Origin of the sequence: Polynucleobacter sp. AP-Ainpum-60-G11 (assembly GCF_018688375.1) — a bacterium.
Classification (GTDB): Bacteria; Pseudomonadota; Gammaproteobacteria; order Burkholderiales; family Burkholderiaceae; genus Polynucleobacter.
Genome location: NZ_CP061318.1, coordinates 1,687,952 through 1,710,549, shown reverse-complemented (window position 1 = coordinate 1,710,549; position 22,598 = coordinate 1,687,952). Strand labels below are relative to the sequence as shown.

The window sequence follows — 22,598 nt, the reverse complement described above, 5'->3', positions numbered from 1 at the left end:
GTCGATTCGTATAATAAGGCGGGTCTGGATCTATGAGTCATTATCGCCGTCGCGCCGGCCTTTGCGCCCCTCTTTTTTTAGCTGTCACCCTGCGCGTAATGATGGGGGTTGGATTGTCGCAATTTGCTCTTCCAGGCGCCGCTCAAGCACCCGCACCTTTACCTCCTTCTGCGCAGTCTATAGGCAGCTCTGCCAACTCCGTTTTAATTCCCGATCGTGGCGATGTTACTGTCTTAAAGTTGGATGATCAATTGCGGGTTGGTAAGCCTATCGCCGATGGTAATGCTTTGACATTCACCTCAAGTGATTCGATTGATGGAATTGTAGATCGTGAAATGCGCTTAAAAGGTCGTGCGCAAATTCGTCGTAATGGTGCGGTGATTAAAGCAGATGAAATTAAATACGATCCCGATTCTGATGTAGCAAATTTGTCTGGCAACACCGAATTTTCAAAAGGCAATGCTTCGTTCAAGGGACCAAAAGCGCGCTTCAGAGTGGATGCTCGCGAAGGCGAAATGGAAACCCCGAATTACGAGCTGCGTGATAACCGAGCCAGCGGCAATGCAAAAAAATTAACGATTGAAACCCCTGATGTATTTGTGTTTGATAAAGCCACCTACACAACCTGTACCCCAGAAAACTTAGATTGGTATTTCACGGCGAGTACTTTGGAAATTGATAACGAGCAAAAGGAGATGGTTGGTACGAACGGTGTTATGCGGTTTTTTGATGTACCGATTGCTTACGCTCCTTATTTCACTGCGCCAACATCCAATCAACGTCGTTCTGGAATCCTGGCTCCTGTAGCAGGTTACAACTCCAATAATGGTATCGATGTGACAACGCCTTACTACGTCAATATCGCACCGAATCGTGATTTACTCTTGCTGCCTCGAGTAATGGGTCAACGTGGAGTTCAGTTGGGCGCGAAGTATCAGTTTTTGGACAAGCAGTACTCTGGTAACTTAATGGGTGACTATCTACCTTACGATCGCAAAACTGGTACGGATCGTTGGCGTTATGACTGGCAACAGAGGCAAAACTTTAGCGGTGATTTATTAGGCATGGGTGGCATCCCGATTGCTGGTGCCTGGACTGGTTATGCCAATGTGGCACGAGTTTCGGATAACTTATATCCAACTGACTTTTCACAAAGTATTGCTGGTGCAGTGACCAACCAGTTTCGCCAAGAGGTTGGTACTACCAAGAACTTAACAGGGAGCTTGAGTAACTGGACTGTTGGGGCAAGAGCACTGACATTCCAGACTTTACAGCCGGATCCCACGGTGACCGTTCAGTCTCCATACAATATTCTGCCGAATGTCACAGCTGCCTACAATAATCGTTTAACACCAGCTGTTGCTGATACCAGTGGGAAATACATCACCTTGCCCTCGGGCCCTGCAACATCTTTTTCAACTGATTTCACGCGCTTTTCCTACAATATTGGTGGGAACTTGGCGGCAACTGCTCCGGGTGCTTATAGCCAAGCTGATCGAACAGTGATTAAGGGCGCTATGGCCCTTCCCCAGATTACGCCTGGTTACTACATCACTCCGAAAGTGAGTTTTCAGTCAAATACCTACAACGTAACACCATACAACCCTGTGGGTGCACCAGCCGCTCAAGGCTTCACTATTCCGACATTTAGTCTGGATTCAGGGCTGGCATTTGAAAGAGACGCCGCTGAGTTAAAAGGCTTCTATGGGCGCGATATGTTACTCACTATGGAGCCAAGAGCTTTTTATGTTTACACGCCATTTGAGAGCCAGGCTCAAACTCCTTTGTTTGATACGGCTGATGCCGGTTTTGGCGTAAGTCAAATTTTTAGTGAAAATACTTTTGTTGGTAATGACCGTATTGCAGATAACAATAAGTTAACCGGCGGTATTACCAGCCGTATGATTGAGGCCAATACAGGCGCAGAACGAGCCAATGTAACACTGGCACAACGTCAAGCCTTTACGGGGCAGAAAGTGGGTCTCAATGGCACCATTGCAAACCCTACAACCTATTCAGACACATTGGGCTCTGCTTCGGTTCGTTTGCTTGGTAACTTCAGTACAGATGTGTTTGGGCAGTACAACACGCAATTGAATCGCTTGGTCCAAACAACTGTAGGTGGTAGTTGGCGACCTACGCCTGGAAGAAGTCTAAATTTTGGCTATCGAAATGTTTGGTCTCCACCAATACAAGCATCTGTTCAGAATAACCAAGCGTTTGTTCCATCGGCAACCACTACTGATCAATACAATGTTTCAGGGCAATGGCCTATTACGCGTGAGGTATCTGTCTTGGGCCGCTGGGGTTATGATGCTTTAACGACCAAAACTCTCAATACGCTGGTGGCTTTGGAGTGGACGCGTGACTGTTGGACTTTGCGGGGCGCTTATTCGCAGATGCTCAACACCTCACAAATCACAACTACTCAAGTTCTATTCCAACTAGAATTTAGGGGTTTTGGTAGCGCCGGTAGCAATCCAGTTGATATCATGAAGCTGAATGTTCCCGGATATATGCCTACCTCCAAGCCTATACCACCTTCAATATATGAGAACTATCAATGATGCGTAGGAATCGATTTAACCAAGCTCTTGTAGCTATGATTTTGGCTGGTGCTGCCTTGCTATCTCAACTTGTGTTCGCGCAAGATAGTTCAAAAACTTCAACTGATAGCAAAATTCGCAACATTGATGGTGTTGCGGCGGTGGTCAACACTGGCTACGTAACACGTAAAGAAATTGACGATCGCATTGTCGCCTTACAAAAACAGGGAAGTAAACTTCCTGACGCAGCCACTTTACGCAAGACCGTGCTTGAGCGCCTCATTATCGAAAAGATTCAGCTGCAAAATGCTGAGCAAGAAGGTGTAGTAGTTACGAATAAAGAGCTCGAAAAAATTATTAGCGATATTGCGGCTAAAAATAAATTAACAGTTGCTGAGTTAAAAGTGAAAATAGCTGCCACTGGCAGTACATATGAGCGGTATCGCCAAATGCTGCATGATGATGTGATTATTAGTCGCTATCGTGAACGTGAAGTAGAGGGAAAAATCAAGATTTCGGATGCTGAGGTAGATAATTTCATTACCGATCGTAACCGTGCAGTAGCCGGTGGTGGAAAGCCAGCACGCTCAACTCCAGCCGCTAAAGGTGAACCAGAAGAAATCGATGTTGCGCAGATCTTTATTCCCGCTGATGCGAGTGCTGGCGCAGGCGCTCAAGCTGAGGCAAAGAAAATGGCTGAATCATTGTTGCGTGAAGCGCGTGGGGATGTTGATTTCTTGCAATTGGGTGCGATAGCTGCCAAAGACAATCCAAAAATTAAATTCCAGGAGTTAGGCTACCGAACCCCCGATCGTCTGCCACAATTATTTTATGAGGCTGTGAGAAATACTGGTAGCGGACAAGTTGCTAACGCAGTTGTCAAGAGCCCTGCTGGCTATCATGTCCTCAAGGTGTTAGATCGTCGCGCATTGGTTGCTGGTGCGCCTGAGCCCCAGCAAGCTGCGCCTCAAGAGAATGCCTCCACCCCCCAAAATATTATGGTGACGCAAACTTTGTCTCGTCATATTTTATTACGTAGTCGTGCAGGTTTAACAGACCAAGATGCTGAAAGACGTCTAGCAGGCTATCGCGATCAGGTTCGCGCAAAGACTGCTGATTTTGGTGAGCTAGCTAAAAAATACTCTGAAGATGGATCTGCGGCGAATGGCGGTAATCTAGGTTGGATGGGTCCTGGCGATTTAGTTCCTGAATTTGATCAAGCAATGAACCGCTTGCAAATTGGCGATGTCAGCAATCCAGTGAAGACGGAGTTTGGATGGCATTTGATTCAGGTGCTTGAACGACGTGAGGCGCAGTTGACTCTAGAGAAGCAACGTCAATTTGCTCGTGCTGCAATTCGTGAGCGTAAGTTCGAACAGGCTTATCAAGATTGGCTTCGTGAATTGCGTGACACCGCTACGGTGAAGATCATTAACGCAGATGATCCAGCAGCTAGCCCCCGTTAACCTAGTTATTAGCTCCGGAGAGCCCGCAGGGGTTGGTCCGGAGATCTCTATTGCAGCTGCAATCGCTTTTTTGCAAGAGCAATCTACAAGTGCGATTACTTTGCTTGGAGACCCAAGCTTACTTTTGGTAGTTGACATTCCTAAAGAAGTATCAACTCGCTTGAGGGTGGAGTCTATTCCTCTTGCTGTTCCGGTAGTGGCTGGTCAACTCAATCCTGCCAATGCACAGTATGTTCTCAATATCTTAGATGCCGCTGTTAAGGGGTGTCTAGATGGACGCTTTGATGCCATGGTGACTGCGCCCATACAAAAAAGTGTGATCAATGAAGGGGTTACTTCAAGCGATGGCTTGTTTACCGGACATACTGAGTATCTAGCTCAGCTTTGCCATCAGGAGCATGTTGTCATGATGTTGTGTGCGACATTGCCAACGGGCTTTTTAGGCCTCCAGAAAAGTCGTGAACTTCGAGTAGCCTTGGTTACTACACATCTACCTTTAGCTGAGGTTCCAGGGACACTCAATTATCAGCATATTCTGGAAACAATTCAGATTGTCGATCGGGACTTACGGGCAAAATTTGGCATTGCTAAGCCTGTAATTCGTGTCGCAGGACTCAATCCCCATGCAGGTGAATCAGGTTACCTTGGACGCGAAGAAATTGATGTGATTGCACCTGCCATACAAGCTGCAAAAGATCTCGGTATTGAGGTAAGCGGCCCTTATCCTGGTGATACGATGTTTGATGCCAAGGCTCTAAATGTTGTGGATGCGTTTATTGCGATGTATCACGATCAAGGTTTAGCGCCATTCAAGTTTGTGAGCTTTGGTGGAGGTGTCAACGTCACCCTGGGCTTACCAATTATTCGCACTTCCGTAGATCATGGCACTGCGCTAGATATTGCTGGCAAAGGCCTTGCTGAGTCAGGAAGCATGTTAGAGGCTTTGCGACTTGCCTATCAATTAGCGGTAAACATGAAGAATCTAAAGATATGACGCATCGCGCTCGTAAACGATTTGGCCAAAACTTTTTGCAGGATTCCGGAGTCATTTATTCCATTATTGCCGCAATCAATCCTAGTGAAAATATGCACGTGATTGAAATTGGCCCTGGACTTGGTGCACTAACAAGACCTTTATTAAGCAATCTCGATCATTTGGACCTTCTGGAAATTGATCGAGATTTGGTGGCTTATTGGAATCAAGAGAATCTCAAAGGCCTGAATGTCATTGAGGGTGATGCCCTGAAGTTTGATTTCTTGGAATGGGCAAATACACGTCCAGCCAATAGTGGTTTATGTAAGGTAGTTGGCAACTTGCCTTACAACATCTCCTCTCCGTTGCTCTTTCATCTTGTCTCTGCTGCTCATCTGATTGATGAGCAGGTATTCATGCTTCAAGCCGAAGTGGTTGAGCGTATGGTCTCCAAGGCTGGTGGTTCTGAATTCAGCCGACTATCCGTCATGTTGCAAGCTCGCTATGACATGGAGCAAGTCTTAGAGGTTCCTCCAGAGGCATTTGATCCACAACCTAAAGTGAACTCAGCTGTAGTGCGGATGATTCCGCGAAGGAATTTCAACTTAAGTGATGCGCAGTGGCATGCGCTGGAAAAAGTAGTGGCAGCAGCGTTTTCCCAACGAAGAAAAATGCTGCGCACTAACTTATCAGCCTTTGCTGATCGACTATCTTTATCTGAATCAGAATTAAAAGCGCGTGCCCAAGATATTCCAGTGGAGCGCTACATTGAGTGGGCTAAAACTTTAGCCCACTAAGCTCTGGTTCTGCTGGTAAGCAGTAGGATCAATTTTCCGCATTTCAGCTTCGATCCATTTTTCTACTTCTTGATGAAGCTGCCCGCCTGTTTTTCCGGTAGAGCTGATGGCAGGGCCGATTGAAAAAATTACAGTTCCAGGTTGCTTGAGAAAGCTATTCTTGGGCCAGCAGCGCCCCGCATTATGGGCAATCGGAATCACCAGTGCCTCGGTAGCACTTGCTAGCCTTGCACCGCCTTTACTGTAAGGCTGGTGAGATCCAGTTGGAGTTCTAGTGCCTTCTGGGAATAATAAAATCCATTTACCTTCACTTAAGCGCTTTTTGCCTTGACTAACTACAGAGAGGGCGGCAGTTTCTTTGCTATTGCGATTAATGTGAATCATCTTAAGCAAGGCCAAAGCCCAGCCAAAGAAAGGGATCCAAAGTAGTTCTCTTTTAAAAACGAAGCAAACTTGCTTAGGAAGCTTAGCAATATAAAAAATGGTTTCGTAGGCAGATTGATGTTTGCTCAGCACGACAACCGGTTTATCCAAAACCGCCATCATGTTTTCCATGCCGCGAATCTCGTAACGAATGCCGCAGAGGGGTTGCAAGAGCCAAATGACGACCTTGTTCCAGAGTCCGATAAAGCGGTAGCGATTCTCAGGATTGAGGAATGGGAACACAAGAATGCAGAGCACTGACCAGATCGGTGTAAATATCAGCAAGAAGAGGGTAAACAGAGCTGAGCGAATAAAAGTCATATTGGCATTAAACCTTATCTTGTAAGAGTGCATTCGCAAATGCCATCAAATCTGCATGAATCTGTGTGCCCTCAGGTAGGCCGCCTTTATCCAAGGTTTTACTACCCTTGCCGGTTAATACTAAATGCGGGCTGGCACCTAAGGCAACACCTGCTTGCAGATCTCGCAAGGAGTCGCCGACAATCGGAACCCCCGATAAAGGCGTGGTGCTCTGATTCTTTTTATAGCGCAGGGCAATTTCTTTCATCATCCCTGGAAGAGGTTTTCGACAATCGCATGCGTTGGCATCGGTATGTGGGCAGAAAAAAATACTATCGATGTGACCACCTAAAGGCTTGAGCAACTTGTCCATCTTGCCATGCATGGCGTGGAGATCGTTAATATTGAAATAGCCTCGTGCCAAGCCGGACTGATTGGTAGCTATTGCGATTTGATAGCCCGCTTGATTGAGTAGTGCGATTGCTTCAAGGCTGCCAGGGAGTGGGATCCATTCATCACTCGACTTCACATAATCATCTCGATCTTCATTGATCACGCCATCGCGATCCAGAATGATTAGCTTAGAAGAGCTGATGCTCATGCTAATTTGCCGAGATCGGCAATAAGATTCATTTTCTGGTGAAGTTGTTGCAAGAGAGCTAGGCGGTTATCGCGCAACTCTGGATTGGGATCCATCACCATGACGTCAGCAAAGAACTGATCAATTGGAGCGCTGAGAGCAACGAGTGCTTTCAATAGATCGACGAACTGACGTTTTTCGTAAGCCGCTGTCAGTGTTGGAGTCACTTTCTCCAGCGCTTGATATAGCGCGATTTCAGCAGGAACCTGCAAGAGTGTGCTGGAGCAATTCGCCGGAATAGCAGTAGCATTCTTTTTCAAGATATTGCTAATACGTTTATTGGCGGCAGCAAGCTGAGCAGCTTCGGCCAAGGCATTAAATTCACGCAAAGCAGTTAAGCGATCAATTAAATCATTGAGCTGGGAAGGTAACTGACTTAGTACTGCATCAATCTCTTCAGTTGTAAAGGGCTTGCCAGAAACTGCTTGGTCGCGTAAGTAAGCACGCAGACGATCAATGATGAAGACATAAATATCTTCCGCCTGAGCTTTTTCTTGTACGTCTTTTTGTGGAAATTGTTTGCGTGCTAGTTCGATTAAGTCAGGCAGGCTGAGGCTAAGATTCTTTTCTAGCAAGAGACGGCAGATTCCGAGAGCATGACGACGAAGAGCATAGGGGTCTTTATCGCCGGTAGGCGAAAGACCAACACCCCAAATACCAACGAGAGTTTCTAGCTTGTCCGCTATGGCTAGGATGGTGCCGGTTTGAGTCTGTGGCAATGCATCGCCAGCAAAGCGAGGCATGTAATGCTCACTACAAGCTGAGGCCACTTCGGCATTTTCGCCGTCGTGCGTTGCATAGTAGCGACCCATGATGCCCTGGAGCTCTGGGAACTCGCCGACCATATCAGTCAGCAAATCGGTTTTAGCAATTTCAGCGGCGCGACTGGCTAGCGTCTCGTCGGCTGAGAGGGTTTTTGCAATGCCAGCAGCAATTCCTTGAACGCGCTTGGTGCGATCCAGTTGATTGCCGAGCTGATTGTGATAAACCACTTTTCCAAGATCAGCTACACGGGATGCCAGTGGACGCTTTTGATCTTGTTGAAAGAAGAAGCGTGCATCGGATAGACGTGGGCGCACTACGCGCTCGTTACCTGAAATAATTGCTTCTGGCTTATCAGTCTCAATATTAGAAGCAATCAGGAAGCGGTTGCGTAACTTACCTTGCTTGTCAGTCAAAGCAAAGTATTTTTGATTAGTCTGCATTGTCAGAATCAAGCATTCTTGTGGAACTTCCAAGAACTCTTGATCAAAATGACATTCATAGATTGCTGGCCACTCGACTAATGCGGTCACTTCATCTAACAAGCTATCTGGCATCAATACCAAATCAGGACCAGCAGCTTTTAATAATGCAGATTCAATAAATTCACGACGCTTGTTAAAGCTTGGTAATACTTTTGCTTTAGTGCTGAGATCAGATTCATATTGATCTGCAGAGGCGATCGTAATGACGCCTGGAGCTAAAAAGCGGTGACCTTCTGTTTGGTTTGCTGCATCAATGCCTAGTGCACTGATATGCAAGGTTTGTTTCCCATGCAGAGCAACGATGCGGTGTGCAGGACGTGCAAACTCAACATCCGCCAACTCACCATTTTTTTGGAGCACTTGGTAGTGCATCATTTTGGCGATGGGTAATTTGCTCAGTGTCTGCTCGAGTGCTTGTTGAGCGGTTTGTTCTAGACCCGCCCCTTTGGCAACAATATTGAGGTAAAGCGCTTCATTTTTTCCTTCACCGGCTTTTTCTAAGGTGGAGAGGTCAATATCAGCGTAACCCAAGGAGGCCAATTTCTTTTGTAGTGGCGCAGTCGGTTTTCCATCAGCATCAAAAGCAATGCTGGTCGGTAGTAATTTTTCACGTACCGGATAGTCTGGGGCTTGGCTCAAGACATTAGTTACTTGAACAGCAAGGCGACGCGGTGTAGCAAAGCTATTAGCAACGGAGTTTTCACTCAAGAGTCCAGCGGACTTCAGTGTGGAAAAAATACCTTCACTAAAAGCATCACCTAAGCGACGCAAAGATTTCGGTGGAAGCTCTTCGGTAAATACTTCAATCAGAAAATTGTCTGATTGAGAGAGGGAATTCGTTGTACTCATAATTAGATCGAGCTGCTTAGGCTTTGGATTGGCGTTGGCACATCGGGAATCCTAATTTCTCACGAGACTCGAAGTAAGCCTGCGCTACTGCACGAGATAGATTGCGGATGCGTCCGATATAAGCCGCACGCTCGGTCACTGAGATGGCCCCACGGGCATCCAGTAAATTAAAAGTATGTCCAGCCTTGAGTACCATTTCATAGGCAGGTAAAGCTAATGGTACTTCCATCAAACGTTTGGCTTCACTTTCGTAATTGGTGAAGTTTGCAAACAATAAGTCGGTATTGGAGTGCTCAAAGTTGTAGCAAGACTGCTCCACTTCATTCTGGTGGTACACATCACCATAAGAGATGCCATCCGCCCAAACGAGGTCATATACGTTGGAACAATTTTGGATGTACATCGCCAAGCGCTCAATACCGTAGGTGATTTCGCCCAAAACAGGTTTGCAGTCAATGCCGCCAACTTGCTGAAAATACGTGAACTGTGTCACTTCCATGCCGTTCAGCCAAACTTCCCAGCCTAGACCCCAGGCGCCGAGGGTTGGGTTTTCCCAATCATCCTCAACAAACCGCACATCGTTCTTTTGCAGATCAAGACCTAAAGCAGCAAGTGAGCCTAGATAGAGTTCAAGAATATTTTCTGGCGCAGGCTTGAGCACAACTTGGTATTGGTAGTAGTGCTGCAAGCGGTTTGGATTTTCCCCATAACGACCATCTTTTGGTCGACGTGAAGGTTGGACATAAGCAGCTTTCCATGGCTCGGGACCAATGGCCCTCAAGAAGGTAGCTGTGTGAGATGTACCGGCACCGACCTCAAGGTCAATAGGCTGCAATAGGGCGCAACCTTGTTGGTCCCAGTAATCTTGGAGTTTGAGAATAATTTGCTGAAAAGTAAGCATGATGTACCTGGCTAAGCCTTTGATTTTACATGGCTAAGCTAGTGAACTATGAAATCGCGATTAGATTCGTTTTGAGCGAATCAGACCCAAGATGAGCAATAGGCAAGAAAAGCTCAAAATAGGGGCATTTCCCCAAATGACGTAAGGGGTTGTGCCTGAGTAGGCTTGAATCTTTAAGTTGAGTACGCCCTGAGTAAATTCACCTAGTTGCGACAGCACTTTGCCATCCGGACCAAGGGCTGCCGTTATTCCGGTATTGGTGGCTCGCAGCGCTGGGAGACCAGTCTCTAAGGAGCGTAGCTGAGATAGACGCAATTGCTGTGCTGGTGCTTGAGAATCCCCAAACCAGGCCAGATTAGTCATATTGATCAAGAGATTGACGGGCTTGCTGCTGTAATGAATACGGGAGGCTAATTCCCCGCCAAAGACGTCTTCATAGCAAATCGTGATGGCTGCATGAATCGTATCCTTGCCTGAGCGAATAACACTGAAAGGGGCTTGCTCGAATGTGCCGCGTGCGAAGTCACTCATAGGCACTCGGAAGGCATTTACAAACCAATGAAAACCGGGTGGAATAAATTCTCCGAAAGGCACTAAGTGAGATTTGTCATATTGATAGCTCGGCGCATCAGGAGAAAGTCCCAGCGCACGGTTGGTGTATTTCACTTCGGTAGATCCGCTTGTTTCCCCAATTACTCCAAGCAAGACGTTGCTGGAGGTTTTGTTAGAAAACTGTTGAAGTGATCCAAGTAAGCCCGTAGGAAGATTGCTTTGGGGCCAAGGAAAAGCAGTCTCTGGAGTAATGATGAGATCGGCTGATTGACTCTCGATGGCGTTGGTGTAAAAGCTAAGTTGCTCTTCAATGGCCTTGGGGTTGAACTTCAGGCTTTGCTCAAAATTACCCTGGATTAAACGCACACTCAGTGGCTCGCCAATGGGTTTTGTGAAAGTCCAAAAGCTGGCAAGTTGCGCAAGAACAATTGCAGAAATAATGCAGGAAGAACTAAAGACAACATTTTTCCTGAGTTCCGTGATCTCCCAAGAAATCCACACCACTAAAAACGTGCAGGCTAGTCCACCGAAGAATGGTGCCACTGGCGCAAAGGGGCCATTGAATTGGGCTTCGGCAAACCCCATCCAAGGAAAGCCAGTTAACACTACGCTGCGAAGGTATTCAACGAGCACCCAAGAGGCTGCCAGCATCAGACCTGTTAAATATTTACGTCTTAGCAGAGAAAGGCAGAGAGCGGCACTGGAAAAAAATAAAGCCATACCTGCAGCCAGTAAAAATACGGCTAAGCAAGAAACTGCACTATGCATACCCCCAACGTCATGCAGGCTGATGTAGATCCACCACAAGCCTAGAACAAAGTAGCCTAGACCAAAGGACATGCCAGAAATAAATTGATTTTTAATGGAGTGAATTGATTGTTGACGCATGCGCCACCAAATCAAACTCAAGACAGGAATTTGTATCCAGCCACCATATGGAAGCTCTGCTGCTGCAGCCAGTAAGGCCCCCAGAAAAAAAAGCGCCAATAAATTGACGCTATTGCTCAGTCTGGTTGATTGCTGATCAATCAAGGTAATTCTCAGGCAGATTTTTTCGGGAGTTGTCTTGCAAGCAGAATATGAATCTGTCTTGGGTCGGCACGTTGCACCTCAAATTCAATTCCATCGATTTCAATTAGCTCACCCATTTTCGGTACACGCCCTAAATGTTGAATGACTAAGCCGGCAACCGTCTCAATATCATCATCATGAAATTGGGTGCCAAGCGCCTCATTGAATTGCTCGAGCTCGGTAATGCCCTTAACTCGAATATCACCATTATCTAAAGAGATTAGGTTATCTGCCTCTTCATCAATATCATGCTCATCTTCAATGTCGCCAACAATTTGTTCCAGTACGTCTTCAATCGTAATAAGGCCAGCAACACCGCTGTATTCATCTACAACAATAGCCAAGTGATTGCGGTTGTCTTTAAAGTCACGCAGCAAAACACTTAAACGCTTGGATTCTGGAATAAAGACCGCAGGGCGGAGCCAATCACGCACTTGAAAATCTTTTTCACTAGAGTGACGCAGCAAATCTTTTGCTAACAAGGTGCCAATGACATTGTCACGGCTGCCTTCAAATACAGGGAATCGAGAGTGGGCTGCAGTAATTACACTTTTAATAATTTCAGACAAAGGTTGACTGATATCAATCCAGTCAATCTGAGCCCTAGGAATCAAAATATCGCGAGCACATAATTGACCCACCTGGAATACGCCTTCGATCATCGAGAGGGCATCCGCATCAATCAGGCCCTCGGTCTGGGCCTCTCTGAGGGTATCAATCAGTTCTTGACGGCGTTCTGCTGGGCTGGTGGGCTGTGGCGTCAAAAAATCGGCCAAGCGCTCTAAAAGGGATTTGTTGGGGTCAGGCATGTAGTAAGAATATCGTAGAAATATGTAAATTCGATGAAGAAGGCACCAAAGATGCCTTAAATGGGTGCGTAGGGATTGGTAAATCCCAGGGATTTCAGCAAGATGATTTCCTTGCTTTCCATTTTCTTTGCTTCTGCATCGTTCTCATGGTCAAGGCCCTGAGCGTGCAAACAGCCATGAATAATGAGGTGGGCCAAATGCGCCTTCGCCGATTTACTTTGCTCAGATGCTTCTTTTTGAATTACCGGAAGGCAAAAAATAATATCGGCAAGCAAAGTCTTTTTAGTAAGCTCATATGGGAAGGTGAGGACATTGGTTGCATAGTCTTTATTGCGAAAAGCAAAGTTTAGTTTTTTACCTTCAGCCGCATTCACAAAGCGCAAGGTGATGAGACCGTTTAATTGGACCGCTGCTTTTACCCATTTTTTAATGATTGCCACAGAAGCAATCGAAAGTACTTTATCTTCAATAGCGAGGCTAGCAAATTGAATATCGATCTCTAATTTAGAGGGGGATGCTTGTTTGCTTGCCATCTTAATGAGCATGAGTGAGGGTGGATTCACTAATGAGATCACCCCGGAGTGTGTAGTTGAGCACCTCGGTAATACGGATGTCTACTATTTGGCCGATGAGGGTCTCAATATCTTCAGCAGGCGCAGTAAAGTGAATCACGCGATTGTTGGCGGCGCGACCTTGTAAGTTCACGCCATCTTTTGCAAGCCCTTCAACAAGCACTCGCTCAATATTGCCCAACATATTTTTGCTTATTTGATTTGCTTGTGACTCAACTAGTGCAAGTAATGTTTGTAGTCGCTTGAGTTTGATCTCATAAGGAGTGTCATCGATCAGATTGGCTGCGGGGGTGCCGGGACGCGCACTAAAGATAAAGCAAAAGCTATTATCAAAATTGAGCACTTCAACCATCTTGAGTAGTTTTGCAAAGTCCTCATCAGTCTCACCAGGAAAGCCCACAATAAAGTCGCTGGAGAGCGTTAGGTCGGGCCTTACAGCGCGCATCTTGCGAATAATGCTCTTGTATTCCAATGCTGTATAGCCGCGCTTCATCGCAGACAAAACGGAGTCGGATGCGTGCTGCACCGGTAAGTGCAAGTGACTTACTAACTTAGGAACTTTTGCATAGACATCAATTAAGCGCTGTGTAAATTCTTTCGGGTGGCTGGTTGTAAAGCGAATTCTTTCAACGCCCGGAATTTCCGCGATGTATTCAATTAGTAATGCAAAGTCTGCAATCTCTTCACTGCCACCCATCTTGCCAAGGTAGGCATTCACATTTTGGCCAAGCAAAACAATCTCTTTCACGCCTTGAGCTGCAAGACCAGCCACCTCAGTTAATACATCGTCAAAGGGGCGTGATACTTCTTCGCCGCGAGTGTAAGGAACCACGCAGTAGCTACAATATTTTGAGCAGCCTTCCATAATAGAAACATACGCTGAGCCACGAGTTTGACGAGAAGCAGGTAAGTGATCAAACTTTTCTATTTCTGGGAAAGAAATATCTACCTGAGGTCTACCGGTCTCGCGACGTTGTGTAATCAGGTCAGATAAGCGGTGCAGTGTTTGCGGGCCAAAGACTACATCGACATATGGCGCCCTACTAATAATTTGTTGACCTTCTTGACTGGCAACGCAACCGCCCACACCAATCAATAAATTCGGTTTAGTTTTCTTGAGCTCACGCAGGCGCCCTAAATCAGAAAATACTTTGTCCTCTGCTTTTTCGCGAATCGAGCAGGTGTTTAGTAGAACAACATCCGCATCCTCTGGTGTGTCGGTCATGACCATGCCTTCATCGGCATGTAAGAGGTCGGCCATCTTGCCCGAGTCGTACTCGTTCATTTGACAGCCAAAGGTTTTGATATAGAGCTTTTTCATATGCCGTTCTCAGATTTATAACTGGGGGCGAAGCTCAGATTTTACGGGATAAGACGTTTAGAGCAGTCTTAGGGCCAGAATCGCAACAATAGTTGGTGGAATGGCAGCTACAAACAGCAGTCCCGCGGAAACTGATGCATTTGGGAAGTAACTGCGCAAAATGGCTAGTCCTGCGGGGTTGGGGGCATTGGCAATGACGGTCAAGCCACCACCAGCAACTGCACCACCAACTAAAGCCAACTTGAATTCTGGTGAAGTACCTTGCACCAATGAGCCTAAATAGGTGAGTGCCGCATTATCAGTAATCGCAGTTAATGCTAGGCTGCCATAGAACACTGCGGTGGGACTCATGGTTTCCAGAATGGGTTGTAGCCACCAACCTTGCAGGCCACCTAACACTACCAGTCCAGCCAAGAAGAAGCCCACTAGCAAAGCTTCCCGCAAGATGAGTGGACTTTGATGTTTTGGGTAGGCAGTGGTGTAGCCAATGAAAAAGAGTAGCAACCACATAAAAATCACTGGATCATGTGCAAAACTGACAATACCCAGTAAGAAGAGTAGGTGGATTGCAGTGATGGTGAGTGGAATACGGGTGTGATCAGATTTGCTGGTGGGCTCAATCAGTTGCTTGTGAAAGATTAATGTTGCAATTGTTGCGTTGATAAAAATCGCAATCGTCGCTTCAAGACCAAAGTTGGTAAACATGAAGGCGGTGCTCCAGTCCCAAGTGGAGGCGACCATGAGGACGGGTGGTGCCGCAAAATTGGTGAGCGTGCCGCCAATGGAGATGTTGACGAACAGCACACCTAGAGTGCCAAATAAAAGAGGGGTAGAGCATTTGTGGCGATAGACTAGATCTCGCAATAAGAATGCTGCTAGTGTCATTGCTGCTGGCTCGGTGATAAGCGAGCCTAGCAAAGGAGTAATGCTGAGAGTTAAGAAATACAGAGTTGGGGCTTGCTTAGTACGCAAGATCAATTGCATTACATGGCCGAGCTTGTATAGAAGTTGAGTAGCAAAATGCAGAATGGGTTTACTACCCGCTACCACCATGATGGCAAAAACAAACAGGGGCTCCGTGAAGTTCCGTTGATTGGCGTACTCTTTTGCTGCGGCTAAATCATTTGCAAGCCACATAAAAATAATGAGTATGGCTGCCCAAAATCCAAAGACGATTTCTACTTCGCCAAGCAGGTGCCATAGGCCGGCATGCCTCGGGGATTTTTTAGCGAGCGCTTCAAAATACGAGGTGCAAAAAGTATGCAGCACTGCAATAGCAAAAATAATGCTTGCACCAAGCTCTGTAGGGGTAAAGTTCATGGGTACATGTTATCAGGACAGCGTCCAGGAACTTTTCTTAAAATTAAGTAAATAAAAGTACTGGCAATTTTGGAGATTTTGATGAAATTGAAATTAGGCTATCAAGAATTAATTGCAAATGCGATGGCTCACATTGTGACTGTGCCATTGGAGCAAGCCCAGAAACTCCTGAATGATGAAAACACAGTTTTTGTAGATATTCGGGATGTGAGGGAGCTGGAGAGAGATGGCATGATTCCCGGTGCAATTCATGCGCCCCGAGGCATGTTGGAATTTTGGGTTGATCCAGACAGCCCTTATTACAAGTCGGTTTTTGGAGAGGGTAAGCGCCTGGTGCTCTATTGCGCATCCGCGTGGCGTTCTGCCCTAGCAACAGAAACCCTTCAAAAAATGGGTGTTCCCGGGGTTTGTCATCTAGAGGGCGGGTTTAGCGCCTGGAAAAAAGCGGAATTGCCCGTGACAGAGAAGCATACAAAGCCGCACTCGGGATAAATTCTGCTGAGATAGACCTTGAAATGCATTAAATAGCCCCCATTTACTGGGGGTTATGTTCATTGATTAAGAGGGAATACGCATGACTGTAGCCAGTAAAGAAACTTTAGGCTTTCAAGCCGAGGTAAAGCAACTTTTACAACTAATGATTCATTCCTTGTATTCCAACAAGGAAATCTTTCTTCGTGAGTTAATCTCAAATGCATCTGATGCTTCAGACAAGCTCCGCTTTGAGGGGATCGAGCATCCCGATTGGTATGGCGATGACCCTGACCTTAAGATTAAGGTTAGTTTTGATAAAACCGCCAGAACCGTCACGATTTCGGATAACGGTATTGGTATGAGTCGCGATGAAGTGATTTCCAATTTAGGAACTATTGCTCGCTCTGGTACAAAAGAATTTTTCTCTAAGCTCTCTGGTGATCAGCAAAAAGATGCCGCTTTAATTGGTCAGTTTGGCGTGGGCTTCTATTCGGCCTTTATTGTGGCCGACCGCATTACTGTCGAGACTCGAAGAGCGGGCCTGCCGGCAACTGATGGTGTTCGCTGGGAATCTGATGGCTCAGGCGAATTTACAGTGGAGAGTATTGATCGCCCACAACGCGGAACATCAATCACGATGCATCTTCGCGAAGGTGAGGACGATTTTCTTTCGACTCATAAGCTCAAGTCAATTATTCGTAAATATTCCGATCACATCTCTTTACCTATTCAGATGAATAAAGAAGAGTGGGACGCGGATAAAAAAGAGCAAGTGATCAAGGACGAGCTCGAGAGTATTAATCAGTCTAGTGCTTTATGGGCGCGCTCAAAGTCTGAAATCACTGAAGAGCAGTACGACGAGTTTTATAAACACTTATCACATGACTACGAAAACCCCTTGTGCTACTCCCTAAACAGGGTTGAAGGGCGCAGTGAATTTACGCAACTGTTATATGTGCCCGCGCGTGCACCATTTGATTTATGGGACCGCAATAAACGGGGTGGTATTAAGTTGTATGTGAAGCGGGTGTTCATCATGGATGATGCCGAGCAATTAATGCCAATGTATCTGCGTTTTGTTACGGGCGTGATTGATTCAACAGACCTGCCTTTAAATGTCTCCCGTGAAATTCTGCAGGAATCGCGCGATGTCAAAATCATCCGTGAAAGCTCTACTAAGCGCGTACTCAGTATGTTGGAAGAGTTGGCCAATAGTGATGACGAAGCCAAGAAAGAAAAGTACCGCACCTTCTGGACTCAGTTTGGGCAAGTTCTGAAGGAGGGGATAGGCGAAGATCAGTCAAATCAAGAGCGAATTCTCAAGCTATTACGTTTTGCCAGTACGCATACTGATTCTTCGGATCAAACTACTTCCTTGGCTGAATATGTCTCGCGCATGAAAGATGGTCAAGACAAGATTTATTACGTTACTGGCGACACTTTTAATGCCGCTAAAAACAGTCCGCACTTGGAAATTTTCCGCAAGAAGGGGGTTGAGGTTTTATTGCTCTCTGATCGAGTGGATGAGTGGATGCTATCTTTCTTTACTGAGTTTGATAGCAAGCACATGACCTCGGTGGCAAAAGGTGGACTTGATCTGGGCAACCTCAGCGATGAGAAGGAAAAGAAAGAGCACGAAGAAACTGAGAAGAATTTCAAAGACTTGCTCGATCGCATGAAAACAGCATTAGAGGATAAGGTCAAGGATGTACGCGTGACCTTCCGCTTGACAGACTCTCCAGCATGTTTAGTTTCTGATGAGAATGAGCTCTCTGGAAATCTATTACGCATGCTCAAAGCTGCGGGCCAGCAAGCGCCTGATACCAAACCCATTTTGGAAATTAATCCTGAGCATCCCTTGCTCCTCAAGTTGAAGTCAGATGACCAGCATTTTGATGAGTGGACGCAAGTCTTGTTTGATCAAGCTCTATTGGCTGAGGGCGGTCAGTTAAATGATCCCGCTGCTTATGTGAAGCGCATTAATCAGCTGTTGCTTTCTTAAGCTGCCAAAGCCCTAAAGAAAAACCCGACTTGCATTTCGCAGGTCGGGTTTTTTGTTTTACTTCAGCCAGAACTTAATCTAGCGTATAAAGCCACCTAGGTATTACTGAGGAGCTTTAGCTGGCTGATTATTTTTTCCAGCGTTGTAACCAGAGTTGTATTCAGAAGCCTGCTCTTTTTTGTAGGCATCGTATACATAACCAGATGCTGCACCAACTGCTGCACCACCAACTGCACCCCAGATTGGATTGCCGTGGAAAATAGCTGTGCCAACTGCACCAGCAGCTGCACCGATGCCGGCACCAGATAATGTGCGTTGCTCTGTGTTGCTCATGTTAGAGCAACCTGCGATTGCTAGGGTTGCAGCAGTAATAGCGATAATTTTTTTCATATCAACTGTTCCTTATGTCTTTAAGTATTGAATTGGCTAAGCGTCTTGAATTATTTTTTGGCGCAAGGAAAGCGTGATGCCAAGAAGCCCAAGAAAACACCGGAGGCTGGTTTATCAGCAGTCTGTTGATTGGTTTGGCCAAATTTTACAAATTCACCAATAACTTCATCGCGTGACGGCGCTGGTTGCTTAACGCAAATGTAAGGCTTAGCGTGCTTTGGATGACGTGTAGCTAAATAAGTGTCGTAAATAGCTGTTGTGTAGCCTACGCAAAAGCTACGAGATTCTGGGCTTGCTGGTAATTTGCAAACGTTCACTAGCTCTTGAGTGCTCAGTACCTGAACTTTTTCTTGGGCTTGAGCCAGGCCAGAAAATGCGCCTAAAGCAGCTAACAGAACTAAAACTTTTTTCATGGGTTCTCCCTTGGGTGTATGTAAATTTGATGATAAACCATCTCGAGGACCTTAAATTGCACTAAATAAGTGCATTGATGCCCAAATTCGGTCTTTATATTCCCCATAATGATGCAAAAAACATGGGGGGTTATTTCAGTGGAAAATTTGAAATCAGGCAGTGATGTCTTGTTTATCTTGCTCGGCGCCATCATGGTTCTGGCCATGCATGCAGGGTTTGCTTTTCTCGAGCTGGGTACCGTTCGTAAAAAGAACCAAGTCAATGCCTTAGTAAAAATCTTGGTCGACTTTGCTGTCTCAACTATTGCCTATTTCTTTATTGGCTACAGCATTGCCTACGGAGTGGACTTTTTCTCAGGCGCAGAACTCTTGGCTGAAAAGAATGGCTATGAATTAGTTAAATTCTTTTTCTTGCTTACTTTTGCTGCTGCTATTCCTGCCATTATTTCAGGTGGCATTGCTGAGCGAGCTAAGTTTAATCCGCAGCTCATCGCCACTTTTGTTTTGGTGGGTTTCATTTATCCCTTCTTTGAAGGTATTGCTTGGAATCAGCATTACGGCATTCAGGCATGGATTAAGTCGCTGACTGGTGAAGAGTTTCATGATTTTGCAGGCTCTATCGTTGTGCACGCAGTCGGTGGTTGGATTGCTTTGCCGGCAGTTATGCTTTTAGGTGCGCGTCGCGGTCGTTACACCAAAGATGGCAACGTTGCAGCACATCCTCCTTCAAGCATTCCGTTCTTGGCACTTGGCGCTTGGATTTTGGCGGTAGGTTGGTTTGGATTTAACGTCATGAGTGCGCAGACGATTGATAAGGTCAGCGGCTTAGTTGCCATGAATTCTTTGATGGCAATGGTGGGTGGCACTTTGGCTGCATGGGTTATTGGTCGCAATGATCCGGGCTTTACCTACAACGGTCCTTTAGCTGGCTTGGTAGCAGTTTGTGCGGGCTCAGACTTAATGCATCCCATGGGCGCTTTAGTGGTCGGATTAATTGCGGGCGCTCTTTTTGTCTACATGTTTACCTTAGTACAAAACCGCTGGAAGATTGATGATGTTTTGGGTGTCTGGCCGCTGCATGGCCTATGCGGTTTATGGGGTGGTTTAGCTGCGGGCATCTTTGGAGCAAAAGCGCTGGGTGGTATTGGGGGCGTAACTTTCCTGGGGCAGCTGATTGGTAGCGGCCTAGGGGTGGCGATTGCTCTGATTAGTGGTTTTGTGGTCTACGGATTGCTTAAGGCTGTTTTAGGCATCCGGATGTCACAAGAGGAAGAGTTTGAGGGTGCTGATTTGAGTATTCACCGGATTTCTTCTACTCCTGATCGCGAGCCTAACTGGTAGATCCGCTTCAATATAGCCATTACCTATAATGAGTCATGGCTATATTTGAACTAGATGGAAATACTCCCCGCTTAGATGAGGGAGCTTGGGTTGCTGAGAGCGCAGAAGTGATCGGTAGGGTCGAGCTCCATCGCAATACAAGCGTGTGGCCTAAGGTGGTTATCCGTGGTGACAACGATCTCATTCAAATTGGCGAGGGTAGCAATGTGCAAGATGCATCGATTTTGCATACTGACCCTGGCTACCCTCTCATCATTGGCAAGCAAGTTACCGTTGGGCATCAAGTGATGCTCCATGGTTGTCATGTCGGTGATGGTAGCTTGATCGGTATTGGTGCCGTGATTTTGAATGGCGCCAAAATTGGTAAGAACTGCTTGGTGGGCGCTGGCGCACTAGTCACGGAAGGTAAAGAATTTCCTGATGGCTCGATGATTTTAGGTTCTCCGGCCAAGGCAGTGAAGACGCTAACCCCAGAGCAGATAGCGGGTATTGAAGATATTGCAGGGCGTTACGTCAAAAACGCACAGCGATACCAGAAGACCCTGAAGAAAATTGCTTGATCTAGAAAAGCACATTTAAATTGTTCTACGTTTTCAATGTTGTCTTCCCAGTATTTGCGCTGATTCTGATTGGCTACATTTGTGGCAGAACCGGTAAGTTGGGTGAAAGCGCATCCATTGAATTAAATCGCTTTGTCGTTTGGCTGGCCTTGCCCGCACAATTATTTAATTTCGCATCCAGTAGTAGTTGGCAAACACTTTGGCAGCCTGGCTTCATTACTGCTTTCTTTCTGAGTTGCTTACTAGTGTTTATTTTGGTGTTGGTAGTTACTTGGACCCGTAATCGAGACTTAGCTGCTGCTAGTTTTTCAGGTTTGAGTGCGTCTTACTCCAATACGGGATATATGGGCATCCCACTCTGTGTTTTAGCGCTTGGTCAAGATGGTTTGGCGCCAGCAATCATTGCGACCTTTATTGTTTTTGTGATGTTTGCCATAGCAACTGTCCTCATCGAAGTCGGTGTGCAGTCCCACAAAAAATCTCATGAAATTGTCTGGAATGTATTGAAGTCTCTGTGCACAAATCCATTATTGATTGCGCCAGTTGCGGGTTTGGTATGGTCATCTACTGACTTGATTTTGTATGACCCATTAGCGCAAGTGATCTCTTTCTTAGCTGCAGCTGCAACGCCTTGCGCCTTAGTTTCTATTGGCTTGTTTTTGATGCAGAAAGAAAATTCAGCGCCTCAACAAGCCTGGGGTATTGGTTTTGCAAAGCTGATTATTCAGCCTCTAGTAGCTTGGTTAATCGCTAGCCCAATCTTAGATTTGCCTACTTTGTGGGTAAATGCTGTTGTCATTTTGGCCGCTCTTCCTACTGGTACAGGGCCATTTATGTTGGCTCAGTATTACAGCGCAGATGGCAGAATTATTTCTCGAGTGGTGCTCTTAACGACAGTGGGATCTTTGCTAACACTGTCTTTATTCTTGTGGTGGAGTAAGGGGGTTTGATCCCTCGGCATCTATTTGATTTTCCCAAGAGGCGTAAATAAATGCCGGTAACTTCATACACTCATTGAAGATCTTCATTAGCGTTGGATAGGTTTTCATATCCATTTTTGCGCTGAGCGCATTAAAGATTTGTGGCACCAAACAAATATCAATCAAGCTGGGCTGATCGCCGTAAGCAAAGCGGCCAACTCTCGAGTCTGAGCTTAATTGCTTTTCTAGACTCTCTAGTCCCAAGGTCATCCAATGTTGACCCCAGGCATCTTTTGCTTCTGCGCTCACGCCTAAATTTTTCATGAGGTAGCGCAATACCCTGATATTGCCAAGTGGGTGAACATCAATCGCAATATCCATTGCTAATGAACGCGCCCATGCTCTATCAATTGCACTCCGTGGTAGCAGGGGAGGATTTTCTTGAATTTCATCAAGGTATTCAATGATGGCAAGAGATTGATGAATCGTATGATTACCATCGGTATAAAGGGGTACTAAGCGATTGGGGTTTTTGTTGGCATATTCGCCAGCAGTTTGAGCGCCTCCACTTTTAACAATATTGACTGGAATCACCTCGTACCCCATGCCTTTTAAGTTCAGGGCAATGCGCACCCGAAAAGCTGCTGAGCTACGCCAAAAGCTATAAAGCTGAGTTTTCATGTAAGAGATTCCTTGATGGCATTACCCCCA

21 protein-coding genes are annotated in these 22,598 nt (G+C 46.1%); 9 read left to right on the top strand and 12 right to left on the bottom strand.

The window, feature by feature from the left end:
• The first annotated feature begins 32 nt into the window (after positions 1-32).
• Genes FD971_RS08820 through rsmA form a run of 4 tightly spaced genes read left to right on the top strand, consistent with a single transcriptional unit; the run spans position 33 to position 5,782 of the window.
• Positions 33-2,567, top strand: a complete 2,535-nt coding sequence (locus FD971_RS08820) for an LPS-assembly protein LptD (RefSeq protein WP_215333943.1) — start codon at positions 33-35, stop codon at positions 2,565-2,567.
• On the top strand, positions 2,564-4,012 hold the full coding sequence (locus tag FD971_RS08815) for a peptidylprolyl isomerase (protein ID WP_215333942.1): 1,449 nt from the start codon (positions 2,564-2,566) through the stop codon (positions 4,010-4,012). Before FD971_RS08820 ends, FD971_RS08815 begins: the two co-directional genes overlap by 4 nt.
• Positions 3,987-5,006 carry a 4-hydroxythreonine-4-phosphate dehydrogenase PdxA gene (pdxA, locus tag FD971_RS08810; RefSeq protein WP_215333941.1) on the top strand — a complete coding sequence of 340 codons (1,020 nt, stop codon included), beginning with the start codon at positions 3,987-3,989 and terminating at the stop codon, positions 5,004-5,006. Before FD971_RS08815 ends, pdxA begins: the two co-directional genes overlap by 26 nt.
• Entirely contained in the window at positions 5,003-5,782 is a 780-nt protein-coding gene (rsmA, locus tag FD971_RS08805) for a 16S rRNA (adenine(1518)-N(6)/adenine(1519)-N(6))-dimethyltransferase RsmA (protein ID WP_215333940.1), read from the top strand. The genes pdxA and rsmA overlap by 4 nt, the downstream gene beginning before the upstream one ends.
• On the opposite strand, the gene FD971_RS08800 is transcribed toward rsmA, so the two are convergent.
• Genes FD971_RS08800 through FD971_RS08760 form a run of 9 tightly spaced genes read right to left on the bottom strand, consistent with a single transcriptional unit; the run spans position 5,771 to position 15,787 of the window.
• A complete protein-coding gene (locus tag FD971_RS08800) occupies positions 5,771-6,526 on the bottom strand; it encodes a 1-acyl-sn-glycerol-3-phosphate acyltransferase (protein WP_215333939.1) in 756 nt (251 codons plus the stop codon). The two genes, rsmA and FD971_RS08800, sit on opposite strands and share 12 nt — an antisense overlap.
• 7 nt (positions 6,527-6,533) lie before the next feature.
• Positions 6,534-7,106: a D-glycero-beta-D-manno-heptose 1,7-bisphosphate 7-phosphatase gene (gene gmhB, locus FD971_RS08795; RefSeq protein ID WP_215333938.1), complete on the bottom strand. Its 573-nt coding sequence runs from the start codon at positions 7,104-7,106 to the stop codon at positions 6,534-6,536.
• A complete protein-coding gene (gene glyS / locus FD971_RS08790) occupies positions 7,103-9,241 on the bottom strand; it encodes a glycine--tRNA ligase subunit beta (protein ID WP_215333937.1) in 2,139 nt (712 codons plus the stop codon). The genes gmhB and glyS overlap by 4 nt, the downstream gene beginning before the upstream one ends.
• 16 nt (positions 9,242-9,257) lie before the next feature.
• Positions 9,258-10,142 carry a glycine--tRNA ligase subunit alpha gene (glyQ, locus tag FD971_RS08785; RefSeq protein ID WP_015422011.1) on the bottom strand — a complete coding sequence of 295 codons (885 nt, stop codon included), beginning with the start codon at positions 10,140-10,142 and terminating at the stop codon, positions 9,258-9,260.
• A gap of 60 nt (positions 10,143-10,202) precedes the next feature.
• Positions 10,203-11,726, bottom strand: a complete 1,524-nt coding sequence (gene lnt / locus FD971_RS08780; protein ID WP_251368619.1) for an apolipoprotein N-acyltransferase — start codon at positions 11,724-11,726, stop codon at positions 10,203-10,205.
• 8 nt (positions 11,727-11,734) lie between these two features.
• Positions 11,735-12,574 carry an HlyC/CorC family transporter gene (locus FD971_RS08775; RefSeq protein WP_215333936.1) on the bottom strand — a complete coding sequence of 280 codons (840 nt, stop codon included), beginning with the start codon at positions 12,572-12,574 and terminating at the stop codon, positions 11,735-11,737.
• Between the two features lie 56 nt (positions 12,575-12,630).
• Positions 12,631-13,107: an rRNA maturation RNase YbeY gene (gene ybeY, locus FD971_RS08770; RefSeq protein ID WP_215333935.1), complete on the bottom strand. Its 477-nt coding sequence runs from the start codon at positions 13,105-13,107 to the stop codon at positions 12,631-12,633.
• 1 nt (position 13,108) lies between these two features.
• Positions 13,109-14,467: a tRNA (N6-isopentenyl adenosine(37)-C2)-methylthiotransferase MiaB gene (gene miaB, locus FD971_RS08765; RefSeq protein ID WP_215333934.1), complete on the bottom strand. Its 1,359-nt coding sequence runs from the start codon at positions 14,465-14,467 to the stop codon at positions 13,109-13,111.
• 57 nt (positions 14,468-14,524) lie between these two features.
• A complete protein-coding gene (locus FD971_RS08760; protein ID WP_215333933.1) occupies positions 14,525-15,787 on the bottom strand; it encodes a putative Na+/H+ antiporter in 1,263 nt (420 codons plus the stop codon).
• A gap of 81 nt (positions 15,788-15,868) precedes the next feature.
• Between FD971_RS08760 and FD971_RS08755 the strand changes: the two genes are divergently transcribed.
• Both FD971_RS08755 and htpG read left to right on the top strand, forming a co-directional pair.
• Entirely contained in the window at positions 15,869-16,279 is a 411-nt protein-coding gene (locus FD971_RS08755; RefSeq protein ID WP_215333932.1) for a rhodanese-like domain-containing protein, read from the top strand.
• A gap of 82 nt (positions 16,280-16,361) precedes the next feature.
• On the top strand, positions 16,362-18,263 hold the full coding sequence (gene htpG / locus FD971_RS08750) for a molecular chaperone HtpG (RefSeq protein WP_215333931.1): 1,902 nt from the start codon (positions 16,362-16,364) through the stop codon (positions 18,261-18,263).
• A 102-nt stretch (positions 18,264-18,365) separates the two neighbouring features.
• On the opposite strand, the gene FD971_RS08745 is transcribed toward htpG, so the two are convergent.
• Positions 18,366-18,653 (bottom strand): glycine zipper domain-containing protein, encoded by a 288-nt coding sequence (locus FD971_RS08745; RefSeq protein ID WP_215333930.1) that lies wholly within the window; start codon positions 18,651-18,653, stop codon positions 18,366-18,368.
• A gap of 50 nt (positions 18,654-18,703) precedes the next feature.
• Entirely contained in the window at positions 18,704-19,066 is a 363-nt protein-coding gene (locus FD971_RS08740) for a Rap1a/Tai family immunity protein (protein ID WP_215333929.1), read from the bottom strand.
• Between the two features lie 138 nt (positions 19,067-19,204).
• Between FD971_RS08740 and FD971_RS08735 the strand changes: the two genes are divergently transcribed.
• Genes FD971_RS08735 through FD971_RS08725 form a run of 3 tightly spaced genes read left to right on the top strand, consistent with a single transcriptional unit; the run spans position 19,205 to position 21,917 of the window.
• Entirely contained in the window at positions 19,205-20,407 is a 1,203-nt protein-coding gene (locus tag FD971_RS08735; protein ID WP_215333928.1) for an ammonium transporter, read from the top strand.
• 35 nt (positions 20,408-20,442) lie between these two features.
• On the top strand, positions 20,443-20,967 hold the full coding sequence (locus FD971_RS08730; protein WP_215333927.1) for a gamma carbonic anhydrase family protein: 525 nt from the start codon (positions 20,443-20,445) through the stop codon (positions 20,965-20,967).
• Between the two features lie 20 nt (positions 20,968-20,987).
• Positions 20,988-21,917, top strand: coding sequence for an AEC family transporter (locus tag FD971_RS08725; protein WP_215333926.1), 930 nt, complete (start codon positions 20,988-20,990; stop codon positions 21,915-21,917).
• Here the strand turns inward: FD971_RS08725 and maiA are convergent.
• Positions 21,888-22,568 carry a maleylacetoacetate isomerase gene (gene maiA, locus FD971_RS08720; RefSeq protein WP_215333925.1) on the bottom strand — a complete coding sequence of 227 codons (681 nt, stop codon included), beginning with the start codon at positions 22,566-22,568 and terminating at the stop codon, positions 21,888-21,890. The two genes, FD971_RS08725 and maiA, sit on opposite strands and share 30 nt — an antisense overlap.
• Between the last annotated feature and the right edge of the window lie 30 nt (positions 22,569-22,598).

Excerpts from the sequence above, each read along its gene's own strand:
- htpG (WP_215333931.1), top strand. The coding sequence starts at position 16,362 with ATGACTGTAGCCAGTAAAGAAACTTTAGGCTTTCAAGCCGAGGTAAAG.
- gmhB (WP_215333938.1), bottom strand. The coding sequence starts at position 7,106 with ATGAGCATCAGCTCTTCTAAGCTAATCATTCTGGATCGCGATGGCGTG.
- FD971_RS08745 (WP_215333930.1), bottom strand. The coding sequence starts at position 18,653 with ATGAAAAAAATTATCGCTATTACTGCTGCAACCCTAGCAATCGCAGGT.
- FD971_RS08820 (WP_215333943.1), top strand. The coding sequence starts at position 33 with ATGAGTCATTATCGCCGTCGCGCCGGCCTTTGCGCCCCTCTTTTTTTA.
- FD971_RS08740 (WP_215333929.1), bottom strand. The coding sequence starts at position 19,066 with ATGAAAAAAGTTTTAGTTCTGTTAGCTGCTTTAGGCGCATTTTCTGGC.
- maiA (WP_215333925.1), bottom strand. The coding sequence starts at position 22,568 with ATGAAAACTCAGCTTTATAGCTTTTGGCGTAGCTCAGCAGCTTTTCGG.
- FD971_RS08815 (WP_215333942.1), top strand. The coding sequence starts at position 2,564 with ATGATGCGTAGGAATCGATTTAACCAAGCTCTTGTAGCTATGATTTTG.
- pdxA (WP_215333941.1), top strand. The coding sequence starts at position 3,987 with ATGATCCAGCAGCTAGCCCCCGTTAACCTAGTTATTAGCTCCGGAGAG.
- glyQ (WP_015422011.1), bottom strand. The coding sequence starts at position 10,142 with ATGCTTACTTTTCAGCAAATTATTCTCAAACTCCAAGATTACTGGGAC.
- miaB (WP_215333934.1), bottom strand. The coding sequence starts at position 14,467 with ATGAAAAAGCTCTATATCAAAACCTTTGGCTGTCAAATGAACGAGTAC.
- FD971_RS08775 (WP_215333936.1), bottom strand. The coding sequence starts at position 12,574 with ATGCCTGACCCCAACAAATCCCTTTTAGAGCGCTTGGCCGATTTTTTG.
- rsmA (WP_215333940.1), top strand. The coding sequence starts at position 5,003 with ATGACGCATCGCGCTCGTAAACGATTTGGCCAAAACTTTTTGCAGGAT.
- glyS (WP_215333937.1), bottom strand. The coding sequence starts at position 9,241 with ATGAGTACAACGAATTCCCTCTCTCAATCAGACAATTTTCTGATTGAA.
- ybeY (WP_215333935.1), bottom strand. The coding sequence starts at position 13,107 with ATGGCAAGCAAACAAGCATCCCCCTCTAAATTAGAGATCGATATTCAA.
- FD971_RS08800 (WP_215333939.1), bottom strand. The coding sequence starts at position 6,526 with ATGACTTTTATTCGCTCAGCTCTGTTTACCCTCTTCTTGCTGATATTT.
- FD971_RS08755 (WP_215333932.1), top strand. The coding sequence starts at position 15,869 with ATGAAATTGAAATTAGGCTATCAAGAATTAATTGCAAATGCGATGGCT.
- FD971_RS08730 (WP_215333927.1), top strand. The coding sequence starts at position 20,443 with ATGGCTATATTTGAACTAGATGGAAATACTCCCCGCTTAGATGAGGGA.
- FD971_RS08760 (WP_215333933.1), bottom strand. The coding sequence starts at position 15,787 with ATGAACTTTACCCCTACAGAGCTTGGTGCAAGCATTATTTTTGCTATT.